The organism is Kerstersia gyiorum, from assembly GCF_048595715.1.
GTDB lineage: Bacteria > Pseudomonadota > Gammaproteobacteria > Burkholderiales > Burkholderiaceae_B > Kerstersia > Kerstersia gyiorum.
This window is the reverse complement of record NZ_CP169556.1, coordinates 612,611-629,572: the sequence shown is the minus strand read 5'-3', so window position 1 is coordinate 629,572 and position 16,962 is coordinate 612,611. Positions and strand designations below refer to the sequence as shown.

Annotated in this window: 11 protein-coding genes; 5 read left to right on the top strand and 6 right to left on the bottom strand. The window is 65.7% G+C overall.

Translation table 11 applies throughout. The features are described from left to right. The first annotated feature begins 43 nt into the window (after positions 1–43). The gene (locus tag ACEW7X_RS02760) at positions 44–1,309 is read left to right on the top strand and encodes an NAD(P)/FAD-dependent oxidoreductase (protein WP_127773170.1); all 1,266 of its coding nucleotides are present in this window, start codon (positions 44–46) and stop codon (positions 1,307–1,309) included. Positions 1,310–1,445: 136 nt separating this feature from the next. After that, complete coding sequence (gene brnQ / locus ACEW7X_RS02755) at positions 1,446–2,801, top strand: branched-chain amino acid transport system II carrier protein (protein WP_068374283.1); 1,356 nt, start codon at positions 1,446–1,448, stop codon at positions 2,799–2,801. Between the two features lie 48 nt (positions 2,802–2,849). On the opposite strand, the gene ACEW7X_RS02750 is transcribed toward brnQ, so the two are convergent. The 6 genes from ACEW7X_RS02750 to ACEW7X_RS02725 all read right to left on the bottom strand — a co-directional run bounded on the left by ACEW7X_RS02750 (position 2,850) and on the right by ACEW7X_RS02725 (position 9,088). After that, entirely contained in the window at positions 2,850–3,644 is a 795-nt protein-coding gene (locus ACEW7X_RS02750; protein ID WP_068374286.1) for an ABC transporter ATP-binding protein, read from the bottom strand. Further along, positions 3,641–5,452, bottom strand: coding sequence for an ABC transporter permease subunit (locus ACEW7X_RS02745; protein ID WP_134838049.1), 1,812 nt, complete (start codon positions 5,450–5,452; stop codon positions 3,641–3,643). Before ACEW7X_RS02745 ends, ACEW7X_RS02750 begins: the two co-directional genes overlap by 4 nt. Position 5,453: 1 nt before the next feature. Continuing rightward, positions 5,454–6,506 (bottom strand): branched-chain amino acid ABC transporter permease, encoded by a 1,053-nt coding sequence (locus ACEW7X_RS02740; RefSeq protein ID WP_068374513.1) that lies wholly within the window; start codon positions 6,504–6,506, stop codon positions 5,454–5,456. A gap of 112 nt (positions 6,507–6,618) precedes the next feature. After that, complete coding sequence (locus ACEW7X_RS02735; RefSeq protein ID WP_372726472.1) at positions 6,619–7,770, bottom strand: ABC transporter substrate-binding protein; 1,152 nt, start codon at positions 7,768–7,770, stop codon at positions 6,619–6,621. Between the two features lie 170 nt (positions 7,771–7,940). Beyond that, on the bottom strand, positions 7,941–8,414 hold the full coding sequence (locus ACEW7X_RS02730; protein WP_068374292.1) for a MarR family winged helix-turn-helix transcriptional regulator: 474 nt from the start codon (positions 8,412–8,414) through the stop codon (positions 7,941–7,943). Positions 8,415–8,677: 263 nt separating this feature from the next. Then, positions 8,678–9,088, bottom strand: a complete 411-nt coding sequence (locus tag ACEW7X_RS02725; protein WP_068374295.1) for a DUF423 domain-containing protein — start codon at positions 9,086–9,088, stop codon at positions 8,678–8,680. A gap of 299 nt (positions 9,089–9,387) precedes the next feature. Between ACEW7X_RS02725 and uvrA the strand changes: the two genes are divergently transcribed. The 3 genes from uvrA to ACEW7X_RS02710 are packed head-to-tail and all read left to right on the top strand — an operon-like array spanning position 9,388 to position 16,929. Beyond that, the gene (uvrA, locus tag ACEW7X_RS02720; RefSeq protein ID WP_420177577.1) at positions 9,388–15,102 is read left to right on the top strand and encodes an excinuclease ABC subunit UvrA; all 5,715 of its coding nucleotides are present in this window, start codon (positions 9,388–9,390) and stop codon (positions 15,100–15,102) included. Next, positions 15,102–16,325: an aminodeoxychorismate synthase component I gene (locus ACEW7X_RS02715; protein ID WP_420177576.1), complete on the top strand. Its 1,224-nt coding sequence runs from the start codon at positions 15,102–15,104 to the stop codon at positions 16,323–16,325. Before uvrA ends, ACEW7X_RS02715 begins: the two co-directional genes overlap by 1 nt. Next, positions 16,288–16,929: an aminotransferase class IV gene (locus tag ACEW7X_RS02710; RefSeq protein ID WP_127773164.1), complete on the top strand. Its 642-nt coding sequence runs from the start codon at positions 16,288–16,290 to the stop codon at positions 16,927–16,929. Before ACEW7X_RS02715 ends, ACEW7X_RS02710 begins: the two co-directional genes overlap by 38 nt. Positions 16,930–16,962 lie beyond the last annotated feature (33 nt).

Genomic DNA, 16,962 nt, shown 5'->3' with positions numbered 1-16,962 from the left:
GCCGGCCATCCCTTACACTCCGGCGCTTTCTTCGGAAGCATGTATGAAAAATGACAAGACCTGCATCATCGTCGGTGCCGGGATGCTCGGCCTGTGCTCCGCGCTGGAGTTCCTCAAGCGCGGCTACCAGGTCACCCTGGTCGACCAGGACGAGCCCGGCCTGGGCGCCACCTTCGGCAATGCCGGTTTCATCGCCACCGAACTGGTGGACCCGCTTTCTACCTGGAGCACCATCAAGAGCGCTCCGGCCCTGCTGATGCGCCGCCATGGCGCACTGGCCGTGCCAGCCGCCAACCTGGGCAACAGTCTGCCCTGGATGACGCGCTTCGCACTGGCAGCCCGCCCGGCCCAGGTGGCCCATGCCCGTTCGGCGCTGGCCTGGATCAACCGCCAGGCCGTACCGGCCTGGCAACGCATTCTGGCCGACGAAAACCTGGCCGGGCATCTGGTGGCTTCGCATTATCTGCGCGTCTGGGAAAACGCCTCGGGACAGGCGGCCGCAGCGCAGGAAGCCGAGTTCTACCAGAAATGGGGCATAGAGGCCCGGCTGATCGGCAAGGAAGAAACCGCCAGCCTGGAGCCGGCTTTGCGCGAAACCATCAATCATGCGGTCGTACTGCCCCATGCCCATCGCCTGCAGGACCCCTACTGGCTGGCCCAGGCGCTGTTCGCGGCCTTCCGCCAGCGTGGCGGCAACTTCATCAAGCATGCCGTCAGCCGCATACGCGCCGAAAACGGCCAGGTCCGAGTCAGCGCTGGACAGGACATTCTGGCCGGGCAGGCCCTGGTATGCGCCGGTGCCTACAGCGCCCGCCTGCTGCGCCAGTTCGGCGTCAGCATTCCCCTGATGGCCGAACGCGGCTACCACCTGCACCTGCCTGAAACACGAGGCCTGCTGCAGGGGCCGATCTGCTCGGCAGACCGCAATGTCTTCATCAGCCAACTCGACAGCGGCCTGCGCATCGTGGGCTTCAGCGAACTGGGCGGCGTGGACCTGCCGCCCCAGCCGGCCCGCTTCGATTCACTACGCCATCACCTGGGCGGCATTCTGCCCCAGACCCGTACCGCGCTGCCCGCCGCCGAGGAATGGATGGGCCGGCGCCCGACGCTGCCCGATTCGCTGCCGGTCATCGACACGCACCCGCACCACCCCAATATCGGTTTTGCCTTCGGCCACCAGCACATGGGCATCACGCTGGCCGCCATCTCCGCTCAGCTCATCAGCCAGAAGATGAGCGCCGGCACCTCTCCCAAGGAGCTTTCCCCCTACGCCGTCACCCGCTTCAAGATGGCCGGCAGCTTCTCCTGAAGCGCCCTGCCACAGCGGCATTCCCGTCTTTCAAACCGCAAGCTTGCTGCACACCAGTCGCTGAGTCCGGCTCCGGCACTGCCCGCCGCATCCGGCCGCTCATGCGGCCTTTCCAATAAAAACAGGTACACCGAACATGTCCCAACCCATCAGCTTCCGGCAGTTCCTTGCACTATCGTTTTTCCTGTTTTCCATGTTCCTGGGAGCGGGCAATATCATCTTCGCCCCTCCGCTGGGCCAGGCCGCCGGCACCAATACCTGGGTCGCCATGTCGGGCTTCCTGATCACCGGCGTGGGCCTGGTCTTGCTGGCCATCATGGCGCTCTCGATTTCCGGCGGCAGCGTCGAGAAACTGTCGGGCCGGGTCAGCCCAGGCTTTGCCGTGTTCTTCTCCATCCTGCTGTTCATGACGCTGGGCCCGATTTACGTGGTGCCCCGTACCGCAGCCGTGGTGTATGAAATCACCGTGACGCCCTTCCTCTCGGAAAATATCGTCGCCAATTACATGCAATGGGCCTTGCTGGTGTTTTCCGTGCTGTTCATCTGGGCCACGATCTACCTGTCGCTGGAACCCAAGAAGTTCGTCAAGCGCATCGGCAATATCCTGACGCCCATCTTCCTTATCCTGCTGCTGGTCATTGTGCTGGTCGCCTACTTCGACCCCATCGGCGATTTCCGCGAACCTTCCGGCCCGTATATCGACTTTGCCTTCAGCAAGGGCTTCACGCAGGGCTACTACACCATGGATGTGCTGGCCGCCTTCGTGTTCGGCAAGATCTTCCTGGACGCCGCGCATTACGCCGGCATCGACGCCAAGCACATGACCGGCCTGTTCGTGCGCTCCGGCATTTTCGCCGTGGTGGCACTCGCCCTGATCCAGCTGTCCCTGGCCGGCATGGGCGCCAGCAGCGCCAGCGTGCTGGGTGTCTCCAGCAACGGCGGCGAAGCGCTGACGCGTATCGTTGACCTGCTGATGGGCCGCCTGGGCGTCGTGATGCTCGCAACCGTCATTTTCCTCACGGGCCTGACGACGGCCATCGCCTGCCTGGCTTCCGTCGCCGAATACTTCAGCCGTATTTTCCCCAGCCTGACCTATCGTGCCTGGGTCATCCTGCTGGGCCTGCTGAGCCTGGTCATCACCAACTTCGGCCTGACGACCATTCTGACCTTCGCCTCGCCCGTCCTGCTGTTCCTGTACCCGATCGCCATCACGCTGATCGTGCTGGTGTTCACCAACAAATGGTTCGGCGGCCGCCAGGCGGTCTATATCGGCGCGGTCACGGGCGCTGCCATCATGGGGCTCATCGACGGCCTGAACGACATCAAGCTGCTGCCTGCCCATGTGGCAGAAACCCTGCGCCAAAACCTGCCGCTGTATGACAACGGCCTGGGCTGGATCGTCGTAGCGCTGGCGGGCGCCCTGCTCGGCCTGCTGTTCTCGGTACTGTTCAAGTCCGGCGGACAGCGCTACGTCAACCAGCACATCGGCTGACACCAGCCACGGCCGGGTGCCGGGGAATTGTCCCGGCACCTGGCCGTTTCAGCCCGACACCAGGGCGCGCTGGTGCCTGCCGGCCGCGCCCAGATACGTTTCCACGATGCGCGGATCATGCGCCAGCTCACTGGCCGGACCGTGCATCGCAACTCGCCCCAGTTCCAGCACATAGGCGTAGTCCGCCACGTTCAGTGCGGCGCGCGCGTTCTGCTCCACCAGCAGAATGGAAACACCGCGCTGGCGCAGTTCTACCAGAATACGGAAGATATCGCGCACGATGAGGGGCGCCAGCCCCAGGCTGGGTTCGTCGAGCATCAGCAGACGCGGGCGCCCCATCAAGGCCCGCCCTACCGCCAGCATCTGGCGCTCACCGCCGGACAACGTCCCGGCTTCCTGCTGGCGGCGCTCCTTCAGGCGCGGGAACAGGGCATAGACTTCCTCCAGCGCCTGCATGCGTTCCTGACGAGCCTGACGGCGGAAGCGGAACGTCCCCAGTTCGAGGTTGTCCTCGACGCTCATGCTGGCGAACAGCGCACGCGTTTCCGGCACCAGGGCGATCCCCCGCACCACATGCTGCTCCACGCCCTCATCCAGCAATTCCTCGCCCTCGAAGCACACGCTGCCGGTGGCCGGCAGCACGCCCATCAGGGCGGCCAGCGTGGTCGTCTTGCCTGCGCCGTTCGGGCCTATCACCGTCACGATCTGGCCCTGGCGTACCTCCAGGCTGACATCCGAAACTGCTTCGATATGCCCATATGCAGCGCCCAGGCCGCGCACGCTCAGCAAGGTGGCGGGAACGCCGGCGGCGTTCGTTGCATCCTGTGCTTCCGGTGTGTTCATTCCTCCACTCCTCCCAGGTATGCGCGCAGTACCGCCGGATCGCGCTGCACCTCTTCGGGCAGGCCTTCGGCAATCCGCTGCCCGAACTCCATCACTACCACGCGGTCCACCAGGCCCATCACGAAATCCATATCGTGCTCGACCAGCAGCACCGCCACGCCTTCGGCGCGCAGCTTGCGCAGCAAGACCGCCAGCGCTTCCTTTTCCTTGTGGCGCAAGCCCGCTGCCGGTTCATCCAGCAACAGCAGGCAGGGGTCGGCGCACAGCGCACGGGCAATTTCCAGGATACGCTGCTGGCCCAGCGCCAGGCTGCCTGCCGGCCGGCCCAGGAATTCACCCAGGCCCACGCGTTCAAGCTGCTGCCTGGCTTCGTTGAGCAAGGCAGCCTCGTCGGCGCCGTCCAAGCGCAGCGCCGACGCGAAGACACCCTTGCTGCCGCGCAAATGCGCGCCCAGCGCGGTATTTTCCAGCACCGTCATGTCCGGCAACAGCTTCACGTGTTGAAAGGTTCGCGCCAGCCCCGCCGCAGCAAGCGCGGGCGGCCGCTGGCCGTTGATGCGGCGGCCACGGAACATCACTTCACCTTCGTCCGGCGTATCCACGCCGGACACCAGGTTGAAAAGCGTGCTCTTGCCGGCGCCATTGGGCCCGATCACCGCCAGGATTTCACCGGAGGCAATGCGCAGCGACATGTCCCGGTTGGCCACCAGGCCACCGAAGCGGCGCGTCACACCTCGCACGTCCAGGATAAGCTCGCCGGGCCCGGGATGCGGCCGCCTCGGCAAGGCTGGCGTGGCAACACTGGCGGCCGGCAGGCGCTCCAGGCCGGGCGCGGACGGTTGCTTGCGCCCCAGGCGTCGCGCCAGCGCGGACCAGATGCCGCCAGGCCAGCGCTGGATGACCAGCACGATCAGCAGGCCAAAGACAATGCTCTCGAAATTGCCGCTGCGGCCCAGCAGCTGCGGCAGCCAGTCCTGCAGCCATTCTCGCAGCAGGACCACTGCGGCAGAACCCGCCACCGCGCCCCACAGGCTGCCCACGCCGCCCAGCAGGGCCATGAACAGATAGTCGATGCCGGCCTGGACGCTGAATGGCGCCGGGCTGACAAACCGCTGGGTATAGGCATACAGCCAGCCTGACAGGGCCGCGAGGCCAGCCGAAACCAGGAAAACCGTCATTTTGGCGCGAAAGATGTCCACGCCCATCGACGCTGCCATGTCCTGCCCGCCACGCAGCGCACGAATCGCCCGCCCGGTGCGCGAAGCCAGCAGGTTCCGCGCCAGCCAGATGGCCAGCAGCACACAGACCCATATCAGGTAATACATGCGTGGCCCGTCGCCGAACTCGAAGCCGGCGATCCGCAAGGGCGGCAGGTCGGGAATCCCGGAATGCCCGCCCAGGCCGTCCAGCGTCCCGAACAGGTAATAGAAGGACATGCCCCAGGCAATGGTTCCCAGCGGCAGATAGTGGCCCGACAACCTCAGCGTCAGTTGCCCCAGCACGAACGCCAGCAGCAGCGTTACGGCGATGCCGGCCAGCAGCGCCAGCCAGGGTGAACCGAGCCGCGCCCCAAAGTCCAGCGTCGAAGGCGCGACCAGCACAGCCGTCGCATAGGCCCCCACGCCCACGAAGGCGGCCTGGCCGAAACTGGTCATGCCGGCCACACCAGTCAGAAGCACCAGGCCGAGCGTCGCCAGCGCGAACATGCCGATATTATTGAGCAGCGTCACATAGAAGGCGGGCACCAGCAGCGGCAGAACCAGCAAAACCAGCAAGCCGGCAGGCAACCAGGGAGAAAACTTGCGCATGTCAGTGTTCCTCTTCCTGGCGGCTATTGAGCGACCGCCACAGCAGGAACGGCAGGATCAGTGTAAATACGATCACTTCCTTGTAATTGCTGGCCCAGAAGGTGGAAAAGGCTTCGGCCAGGCCAACAATGATGGCGCCGGCAGCGGCCACCGGATAGCTTGCCAGGCCGCCGATAATGGCACCGACGAATCCCTTCAGGCTGATCAGGAAACCGGAGTCGTAGTAGAGCGTGGTCAGCGGCGCGATCATGATGCCGGAAAGTGCGCACAGGAAAGCGGCCAGCCCGAAACTGATGCGGCCCGCCAGCATCGGCGAAATGCCCATGAGCTGCGCGCCCATGCGGTTCACCGCCGTGGCGCGCAGGGCTTTGCCATACAGCGTGCGGGTGGAAAGCAGGTAGAGCGCGCAAATGGCGACGCAGGACAGGCCCAGCACCCACAGGGTCTGGCTATTGATATAGACCATGCCCAGCTCCAGGCCTTCCTCGGAGAACGGCTCGGTGCGCATTCCTTCCGGCCCGAAGACCAGCAGTCCGACGCCAACCAGACTGACGTGCACCGCAATCGCGATAATCATCAGCAGCAAGCCGGACGCATGGGCCACGGGTTGAAAAAACAGGCGATACATCAAGGGGCCCAGCGGCGTGATGGCGGCCAGGGTCAGCAACGCCTGCACGCCCATGGGCAGGGACGCCAGCGGCAGCCAGGCCAGCAGTATCACCAGCGCCACCGCATAGGCCGGCATAGTACAGAGCCGCAACAGGGCGCGGCCCAGGGGTACACGGCGCTGGCGGCGGCGCGCCCGCTTCCACAAATCCCAGCCATCAGCCGCCGCTCCCAGCAATGCCAAGGCCAGAACCAGCCAGCCGATGGCAACCTGGCCAGACTGAATGGCGGCCATGGTCAGTGCGCTGAAGGCGACGAATTCGCCCAGGGGGATCAGCAGCACCCGTGTCACGGAGAACACCAGGATGATGGACAGCGCCACCAGGGCGTAGATCGCCCCATTGCTGATACCGTCCTGCCCCAGCAGGACGATGATTTGCGGATTCAACATATCGGTAGACTGATGGCGCGCCCGCCGCTGCTTGCGACAGCCCGGGCGGACGCGCGGGGTTTCACGGACGGCCGGGCCTGGAACACGGCCCGGCGTCTTGCTGCACGCCTTATTCCCGCACCAGGTGCCAGGCGCCGTCCTTGACCGTGATCAGTTCGCGGCCGCGTTCGTCAAAGCCGCTGTGATCCTGCGGCGTCATGTTGTACACCCCCTGGGTGGCCGGCAATTCACGGATCTGTTCGAGCGCGTCACGCAACGCCTGGCGGAACTCCGCCGTGCCCGGCTGGCCGGCTTGCGCCGCCACTGGAATCGCCGCCTGCAGCAACAGGCCGGCATCATAGACATTGGCGCCGAACGTTGCGGGCTCCTGGCCGTACTTCGCCTTGTAGGCGTCGATGTACTGACGGGCCACCGCCTTGGACGGATGCGTGTCCGGCACTTCGTCCATCACCAGCATCAGGCTGGCGGCCAGGATGGTGCCCTCCACTTTCTTGCCGCCCAGCTTGAGGAAATCGTTCAGCGCGGCGCCGTGGGTCTGGTAGATCTGGCCGCGGTAGCGCTGGTCGGCCAGCGTGGTCTGGGGCAGCACGGAAGAACTGCCCGGCGCGCCCACCAGGATGGCATCGGGCTTGGCCGAAATCAGCTTGATCGCCTGCGCGGTCAGCGAGGTATCCTGGCGCTGGAAGCTTTCGGTGGCAACGATCTCGATACCGGCCTTGCCTGCCTGGTCCTTGATCACCGCCAGCCAGCTTTCACCATAGGGATCGGCCGTGCCAATGAAGCCCAGCGTCTTGACGCCGGTGCGCACCATATGGTCCACCAGCGCCGACGCGATCACGTCGTCGTTCTGCGTGGTCTTGAACACCCACTTCTTCTGTTCCGTCATCGGCTGGATCACCGAAGCGCTGCCCACCGGGGCCAGCATGGGTACGCCGGCCTCGGCCACGACCGGAATGACGGCCAGGGAGCTGGGCGTGCCGCTGGTACCGATGATGGCATCCACGCCGTCGGCGATCAGCTTCTTGTAGGCCGTCACGGCCGCCGTGGGATTGCTGGCGTCATCCAGCGACATGTATTCAATGCTGAGATCGCCTGCCTGGGTCGGCATCAGGTCTATCGTGTTCTTCTGGGGAATGCCCACCATCGCCACAGGCCCCGAGGAAGACGTCACCACACCGACCTTGACCTGGGCCTGCGCCCCCGCTGCCAGAAACAGCCCGGCCAGCAGGCCGCACAGCATGCGTTGCTTTTTCATCTTCATTCTCCGATAGGCAGGCAGCAGCCCCATGGCCGGTTGCCGGATTTTCAAGCTAAGCCCGTCATTCTGCCATGCCCGTGGCCCACGGACGCCGGCCGCCAATCAACGGACAGGGAGAAATTCTGCAACACAAGCGCTGCGGCAACAAGTCCGGCCGCCTGCCGACCCGGCTTTCAGGCATCGTGCAGGTTGTTGAACATCTGTTCGAGCATCTGGTTCAGGCGGGCAATCTTGACCGAAGACAGGCCACTGAAGCCCTGGGCAAAGACCTGTGCCGTGGCGTCGCGCATCTCGGTAATCATCTGCTGGCCGCGTTCGGTCAGCGCCACGATGGTCACGCGCCCGTCCTGGGCGGACGTCATGGTATCCACCAGGCCATCGGCCTTCATGCGGTAGACAATTTTGGTAATGGTGGAAAGCTTGGCCACGGCATGCAGGGCGATTTCCGACATGCTGGAGGTGCCGTTCTCTTTCAGGATGAACAGGACGCGCCACGTGGGCACGTCGGCCCCTACCTTGCGCAGGGCCTTTTCCATGCGCTGCACGTACAGGTTATTCAGGCGTGCGACCCAGTAGAAAGGAAAGTCTTCCTTGACGAATTCCTCGCTGACGGGGTTGAAGCGACTCACTCTTTTATTGATGGTCATTCGGCGGCACCAGGGTAAACCGCCTCCAGCGCTACCCCAGGAGGCGTTCTGTCAGGGCAATGGCGCGAAAACGCCGGCCATCATGCCGGCGCCTGGCGCCACCATACGGTAGCGCCTTCGGCGCCGTATGGACACCGCCACGCTGCTTGCCGGTTCGCGAACCGGGGCAGCGCTCAGGCGCGTGGTCAGGCATTCTATCGCGGCCAGGGGCTTCGCGTGCCTGAACCTGCGCCGGCCGCCCCGGATGCGGGGCAGCCACCGGATCAGCTGGCCTTGGCTTCGTTGCCGCCGCGCAGGCCGGCCAGGCCGATGAAAATCCAGCCGATCAGGTAGAACATGCCGCCGACCGGCACCATGTTGGGCAGGAAACGGGCCTGGTTCAGCGTGTTGAAATAAATCAGGCCGGAGAACAGCAGGATGCCCAGCGCGAAGCAGATGCCGGCGATGCCGGCAAGCTTGCCGGGGTTGCCCAGGCGGAACCAGAGCGCCACGCCGAACAGGGCCAAGGCGTGGAACATGTTGTATTCCACTGCGGAGCTCATGGAAACGATAGCGGCCTGCAGGCTTTCCTCAGGCACAAAGGAAGCCAGCCCGTGCGCCTTGATGGAGCCCATGAGCACTCCCAGAACTCCCGCGATGGCGGACAGCACAAACCAGAGACGGCTGCATTTCATATCGAACCCTTAAGACGTGAAAGATGATGGGAAAACCGGCGCGCCATCAGTGGTCGGGCGCCTATGTCCGTCCATGCCGCCGTTTCCGTATGATACGGTCGATACGGGCGGCCTGGCGGTTGCGCAGCGATTGTAGTCAGGCCCGCGAGCTTATGACATTTAGCCATGGCTCAACTTTGGCAAGAAATCTATAGCTGTATGTGAAGCGTTCGCCGGTCCCGCCGGATTACTGTTTATTTTTACAGTCAAAAGCGCCCATCTCGCTGTAAACTGGCACGATCCCTTACCCTCGTCCTGCCATGAGCTCCGACATCCGCATCACTGGCGCACGCCAGAACAACCTGAAGAATCTCGACCTCGTGCTGCACACCGGCGAACTGACGGTGTTCACGGGGGTATCCGGCTCCGGCAAATCCTCGCTGGCCTTCGACACGCTGTATGCGGAAGGCCAGCGGCGCTATGTCGAAACTTTCTCTCCCTATGCGCGCCAGTTCCTGGACCGCATGGACAAGCCTCAGGTCGACCGCATCGAAGGCATCCTGCCGGCGATTGCCATAGACCAGACCAATCCGGTCCGTAATTCGCGCAGCACGGTCGGCACCATGACCGAGCTGAACGACCACCTGAAACTGCTGTTCGCCCGTGCCAGCCGGCTATTCGACAGGGTCACCGCCCGTCCGGTCGTCCGTGACAACCCCACGACCATCCTGGCGTCGCTGCGCGAGCGTACCGCCACCGCCGGCGATCCTCGCCTGGTGATTACCTTCGCCTTGCCGGTGCCCGCGAATTTCTCAGAAGAAGAAGTCCGCGCCTTCCTGGAAGGCCAGGGTTACACGCGGGTACATGGCCAGGTGCCAGCCCCCGAGGCCGCGCCCCTGGCCGAACCGCCCAAGGCCGCCAAAGCCGCTCAGGGCACCAAGGGCAAGCGCGCCCAGGCCACAGAGGCGCAACGCATCCTGCAAGTCGTGCAGGATCGCTTCCGCCTGTCGGGCGCGGAACCCGAACGTATCGCCGAAGCCCTGGAAACCGCGCTGCGCATGGGCCGTGGCCACGTGGCCGTGCACGCGCTGGATGATAACGGCGAAGATGCCGCAGTCTGGCGCTACAGCGACCGCCTCAGCGACCCGGACAGCGGCATCGAGTACAGCGACCCGCTGCCCAGCACCTTTTCCTTCAACTCGCCGCTGGGCGCCTGCGAAAGCTGTCGTGGCTTCGGCCGCGTCATCGGCATCGACCACGACCTGGTGATTCCGGACGGCAACAAGACGCTACGCGAAGGCGCCGTGCGCCCCTGGCAGACCGCCAGCTACAAAGAATGCCAGGACGACCTGGAAAAATACGCGCCTGCTGCCGGCGTACGCCTGGGCGTACCCTGGAAGGCCCTGACGGACGCCGAGCGCCATTGGGTGTTGCATGGCGACCCGGCCTGGAAGGGCGGCAACCAGGCCTGGAAACACCAGTGGTATGGCGTCCAGCGCTTTTTCGACTGGCTGGAATCGCGCGCCTACAAGATGCACGTGCGCGTGCTGCTGTCCAAGTACCGCAGCTACTCCACCTGCCCGGCCTGCAAGGGCTCGCGGCTCAAGCAGGACGCCCTGCTCTGGCGCGTGGGCAGCGCCGCCGACGGGCAGGCCGTCCTGCCCGGCAACGACACGCGCTACCGCCGTTTCCTGCCCACGCATGCCTGCTGGAGCCAGGCGCAGCTCGATGCCCTGCCCGGCCTGTCCATCCATGACCTGATGCGCCTGCCCATCAGCCGGGTACGGCAATTCTTCCTCGACCTGCGTTTCGAGGGCGGGCTGGATGCCGCCATGGAATTGCTGATGGACGAGATCAACGCGCGCCTGCGTTTCCTCTGTGATGTCGGCCTGGGCTACCTCACCCTCGACCGCCAGAGCCGCACGCTCTCGGGCGGCGAAGTACAGCGCATCAACCTGACGACAGCGCTGGGCACGTCACTGGTGAATACGCTGTTCGTGCTCGATGAACCATCCATCGGCCTGCATCCGCGCGACATGCACCGCATCGTCGAAGTCATGCACCGGCTGCGCAATGCCGGCAATACGCTGGCCGTCGTCGAACACGACCCGCTGGTCATGATGGCCGCCGACCGCATCGTCGACATCGGACCCGGCCCGGGCGAACGCGGCGGCAACATCGTCTTCGATGGCTCGCCCGATGCCCTGCGCGGGGCCGCCACCCTGACCGGCGATTACCTCGGCGGCCGGCGCCGCGTGGAAGCGCCGCGTCCCATGCCGGTGGCCGCTAACACGCCCAGGCTGCTGCTGGAGGGCGCGCGCGCCCACAACCTGCGCGATATTTCCGTGGATATTCCCCTGGGCCGCTTGGTATGCATCACCGGGGTATCGGGTTCGGGCAAGTCCACGCTGGTCCAGGACGTGCTGTACCCAGCCTTGCTCAAGCATTTCGGCCGCCCCACCGAGGCCCCCGGCGAACATGACCGGTTGCTGGGCGCGGAACAGCTCGCCGACGTCGTTATGGTGGATCAGACCCCCATCGGCAAGACAGCCCGCTCCAATCCGGCCAGCTATGTCGGCGCCTTCGACGCCATCCGCAAGCTGTTCGCGCTGGCGCCGCTATCGCGCGAGCGCGGCTATACGCCGGGCATGTTCAGCTTCAACAGCGGCGACGGACGCTGCCCGACCTGCGGCGGCACCGGTTTCGAACACGTGGAAATGCAATTCCTGTCGGACGTTTATCTGCGCTGTCCGGATTGCGACGGCAAGCGCTTCCGCCCGGAAGTCCGCGAAGTCACGCTGTCGCACCTGGGACGGGAAGCCTCCATCGACGAAGTGCTGGACATGACCGTGCACGAAGCCAGCCAGTTCTTCAAGGGACTGCGCGACGTGCAGACCGGGCTGGCGCCGCTGGTGGACGTGGGCCTGGAATACGTCAAGCTGGGCCAACCCGTCCCCACACTGTCCGGCGGCGAAGCCCAGCGCCTCAAGCTGGCCGGCCACCTGGCGCAGGCCGCGCGCGGCGGCATCAGCACGGCCAAGGTTGCCAAGAAAGGCAGCCTGTTCCTGTTCGACGAACCCACCACCGGCCTGCACTTCGACGACGTGGCCCGCCTGATGCGCGCCTTCCGCAAGCTGCTCGACGCCGGCCACACGCTGCTGGTCATCGAGCACAACCTGGATGTCATCCGCGCCGCCGACTGGCTCATCGACCTCGGCCCCGAGGGGGGCGACCTGGGCGGCGAAGTCGTGGGTGTAGGCACGCCCGCCCAGCTCATGGACAACCCGCGCTCGCACACCGGCACCGCGCTGCGCGAAGACCAGCAGGCGCTGGCGCCCGTACCGCTGGCGCCGGTGCCATCACCCGGCGCCGCACTGGCCGTGGCCGAGCCCATGGCACGCTACCAGGCCGCTCCCGCACATGCCGCCATCGAGATCCACCACGCGCGCGAGCACAACCTCAAGGACATCAGCGTCGACATCCCGCGTGACCGCTTCACCGTCATTACCGGCGTTTCCGGCTCAGGCAAATCCACCCTGGCCTTCGACATCCTCTTCAACGAAGGCCAGCGGCGCTACCTGGAATCGCTCAACGCCTATGCACGCGCCGTGGTTCAGCCCGCAGGCAAGCCTGACGTCGATGCCATTTTCGGCATTCCCCCGACTGTCGCCATCGCCCAGCGCACCAGCCGTGGCGGCCTGAAGTCCACCGTCGCCACCATGACGGAGATCCATCACTTCCTGCGCCTGCTGTACGTCAAGCTCGGCGTGCAGTACTCGCCTGACTACAACGTGCCGGTCGTGCCGCAAAGCCCGCAACAGATCGTCGCCCGCATCCTCCAGGAACACGGCGGCCAGCAGGTCGGACTGCTGGCGCCGCTGGTGCAGGCGCGCAAGGGCTACTACACCGATCTCGCCAAATGGGCCTCAGGCAAGGGCTATACCCACCTGCGCGTGGACGGCGAATTCACCCCGGTGCGGCCGTGGCCGCGCCTGGATCGCTACAAGGAACACACCATCGAACTGCCGGTGGCCGACCTGCAGGTCGATGCCTCGGCCGAAGCCCGGCTGCGCGCAGCGGTGCAGGAAGCACTGGAGCACGGCAAGGGCACCATGACGCTGGTGTGGCCGCTGGACCCGGCGCGGCGCGATATCGCCCGGCCGCTGCAACAGGCGGTTTTCTCCACCAAGCGTACCTGCCCTATCAGCGGCGTCAGTTTCCCGGAACTCGACCCGCGGCTGTTCTCCTACAACTCCAAGCACGGCTGGTGCCCCACTTGTTTCGGCACCGGCGTGATCGTCAAGGGTTTCGATGCCGAAGCCACCGGCGAAGAACTTGCCTGGACCGAAGCCGACGGCGAGGCCGTCACTTGCCCGGACTGCCACGGCAAGCGCCTGAACCGCATCGCGCTGGCGGTGCGCTGGCAGGACCGCAACATCGCCGATATCGCAGCCCTGTCGGTCAACGAAGCGCACCAGTTCTTCCAGCAATTGAACCTGACGGGCCGCGATGCCGAAGTCGCCCGCGACATCATGGCGGAAATCCGGGCACGCCTGCGCTTCATGCGCGAAGTCGGCCTGGGCTACCTGACACTGGACCGCAGCGCACCCACGTTATCCGGCGGCGAAGCGCAACGCATCCGGCTGGCAGCCCAGCTGGGCTCCAACATGCAAGGCGTGTGCTACATCCTCGACGAACCCACCATCGGCCTGCATCCACGCGACAACCATATCCTGCTCGATGCCCTGCAACGCCTGGAAGGCAACGGCAACACGCTGGTGGTCGTCGAACACGATGAAGACACCATCCGGCGCGCCGCCCACGTCATCGACATTGGCCCCGGTGCCGGCGTGCGCGGCGGCAGCGTCGTTGCCACCGGCACCCTGGAAGACATCATGGCGGCCCCCGATTCGGTCACCGGACGATTCCTCTCCCGGCCACTGCCCGCCCCCGCCGAAGCCCGCCGGCCGGTAGACGGCGCCACCCCGGCGCTGATCGTGCGCGATGCTCGGCTGCACAACCTGAAAGGCGTCAACGCCCGCTTCCCGCTGGGCCGCCTGAACGTCGTCACCGGTGTGTCGGGCTCCGGCAAGTCCTCGCTTGCCCGTGACGTCCTGCGCGACAACCTGGCGCTGGCGCTCGCCGCCGCCAACCCGGACTACCAGGCCTGGCGCCATTGCCAGGGGATAGACGGCTGGCAGCAGATCGACCGCGTGCTGGAAGTCGACCAGACCCCCATCGGCAAGACTCCGCGCTCCTGCCCCGCTACCTACGTGGGTTTCTGGGATGAGGTCCGCAAGCTGTTCGCCGATACCCGCGAGGCGCGCCTGCGCGGCTGGAACGCCAGCCGCTTCAGCTTCAATACCGGCGACGGCCGCTGCCCGGTCTGCGAAGGCCAGGGCATGCGCACCATCGAAATGAGCTTCCTGCCCGACATCAAGGTGCCTTGCGACGCCTGCGGCGGCCAGCGCTTCAACCACGATACGCTGTCAGTGCAGGCACGGGGCAAGCATATCGGCGAAGTCCTGTCGCTGGAAGTCGATGACGCCATAGGCTACTTCGCCGCGCACCCGCGCATCGCCCGGCCGCTGCAACTGATGCAGGACGTTGGTCTGGGCTACCTGACGCTGGGGCAGCCTTCACCCACGCTCTCGGGCGGCGAGGCGCAACGCATCAAGCTGGTGACCGAACTGGCCAAGGCCCGCATGGACGCCGGCGTCATCCGCACCGGCCGGGCGTCGCGTGCGCCGCATACCTTGTATGTGCTGGACGAACCGACGGTCGGGCTATCCACCGCCGACGTGGAAAAGCTGATCGACGTCCTGCACCGCCTGGTCGATGCCGGCAATACGGTCGTGGTCATCGAACACAACCTCGACGTGATCGCCCAGGCGGACTGGGTGCTGGACCTGGGCCCCGAAGGCGGCGACCAGGGCGGCGAACTGGTGGTGCAGGGCATGCCTTCGCAGTTGGTGGCCGCCCAGGCCTACTCCCATACCGGCAGGGTCCTGGCGCAGCACCGGGAGACGCATTGATGCACTGCCGTTTCGAAGACCGCCTGGGTGGCGGTGCGCTCGTCATGGAAGGCGAGCCTACCAGGCTCGCCGTCTCCAGCCCGGCAACCCTGGACGACACCCTGGCCATGCTGGATGCCGCCAGCGCCGATGGAAAATGGATAGCGCTGGCCCTGGAATACGAACTGGGAGAATGGCTGGAACCCAGCCTGCTGCCCGGTGCCGTCCAGCCTGCACCACGCCAGCCGCCCGCCCCCAGGCTGCGGGCCTGGGTGTTCGATTCCGCCAGGCGCGAGGCGCCATGGCAGCCCGACACCGGGCGCGCCGCCGGTATCACGGCCATCACGCCCCGGCAGGCACGCGCCGACTACCTGAAGCGCATCGACGCGGTACGCGCCCATATCGCGCAGGGCGACGTCTACCAGATCAACTACACCATGCCACTGGACGTCACGTTCGAGGGCCACACGGAAACCCTCTACCGTCAGCTGGCCAGCCGCCACCCCTGCGTCCACGCCGCCTATATCGAGGACGGCGACTATCGCCTGCTATCCTTCTCGCCCGAACTGTTCGTGGCGCGTACCGGCGACGCCCTGACCTGCCGCCCCATGAAAGGCACGGCGCCACGCCACCCCGACCCGGCCACCGATTTCGCGCTGGGCCAGGAACTGCGCGCCAGCGCAAAGAACCTGGCCGAAAACCTGATGATCGTCGACCTGCTGCGCAACGATCTGGGGCGGCTGGCCCGCACCGGCTCGGTACAGGTCGATCCGCTGTTCGAACTGGAACGCTACCCCTCGGTCTGGACGTTGACCTCCACCGTCCACGCCAATGCCCCCCGCCTGCCGCTGGGCCGCGTGCTGCGCGCCCTGTTCCCCTGCGGCTCCATCACCGGCGCACCCAAGATTGCCGCCATGCAGCGCATCCGGGCGCTGGAGCCCTGGCCGCGCGGGCAATACTGCGGCAGCATCGGCTGGATTGCGCCCGGCGGCGATTTTTCGCTGAACGTGGCCATCCGCACGCTGGTATCGACGGAGCCCGGCAAAGGCGCCTATCATGTAGGCGGCGGCATCGTGCATGATTCGGATGCCGCCATGGAATGGGAAGAGTGCCTGTGGAAGGCCCGCCTGCTCCTGGATGCCTGCCGCGACGACAGCGTTTTGTCGCGCTGGTCGGCGCGTACAACCCCTACGCCGGGCCCACGACATGCCGCAACTGATAGAGACTCTGCGCACGGAACCTGATGGCAGCATTCCGCTGCTGGCGCTGCACATGCGGCGCCTGCGGGCTTCCGCCGAAGCGCTGGGCTACGTCTGTCCGGTCTGTGACATCGGCGGCGCGCTCAAGCGCTGCGCCCAATCCCTGCCCGGCGAAGTCCACCGCCTGCGGCTGCTGCTCTGGCGCAGCGGCCTCTACACCATAGAATCATCTCCGCTGCCGCCCCAGGAACCGCGCCTGCAGGTCGGCCTGGCCAATGTCCAGCTGGACCCCGACGAACCCTATCTGCGCCACAAAACCACGCAACGGCCGGTCTATTCCCCGGCAGGCACCTGGCTGGCCCGGCATCCCGGCCTGTTCGACGTCCTCTTTTTCAACCAGCGCGGCGAGCTGTGCGAAGGCAGCCGCAGCAATGTTTATCTGCGCCTCGATGACGGCCAGTGGTATACCCCGGCACTCTCTTCCGGCCTGCTGCCGGGTGTCCAACGCGGCGCGCTGCTGGAAAGCGGCGCGGCCGTCGAACGCGTGCTCACGCGCCAGGACCTGGCCCAGGCCAGTGCCATCCGCGTGTCCAATGCACTGCGCGGCTGGGTGGACGTCAGCCTGTCCAGCCTGCGATTCACACTCTAAGTCCCCCCTGCCGACAGCAGGCAGCCCTTTCCC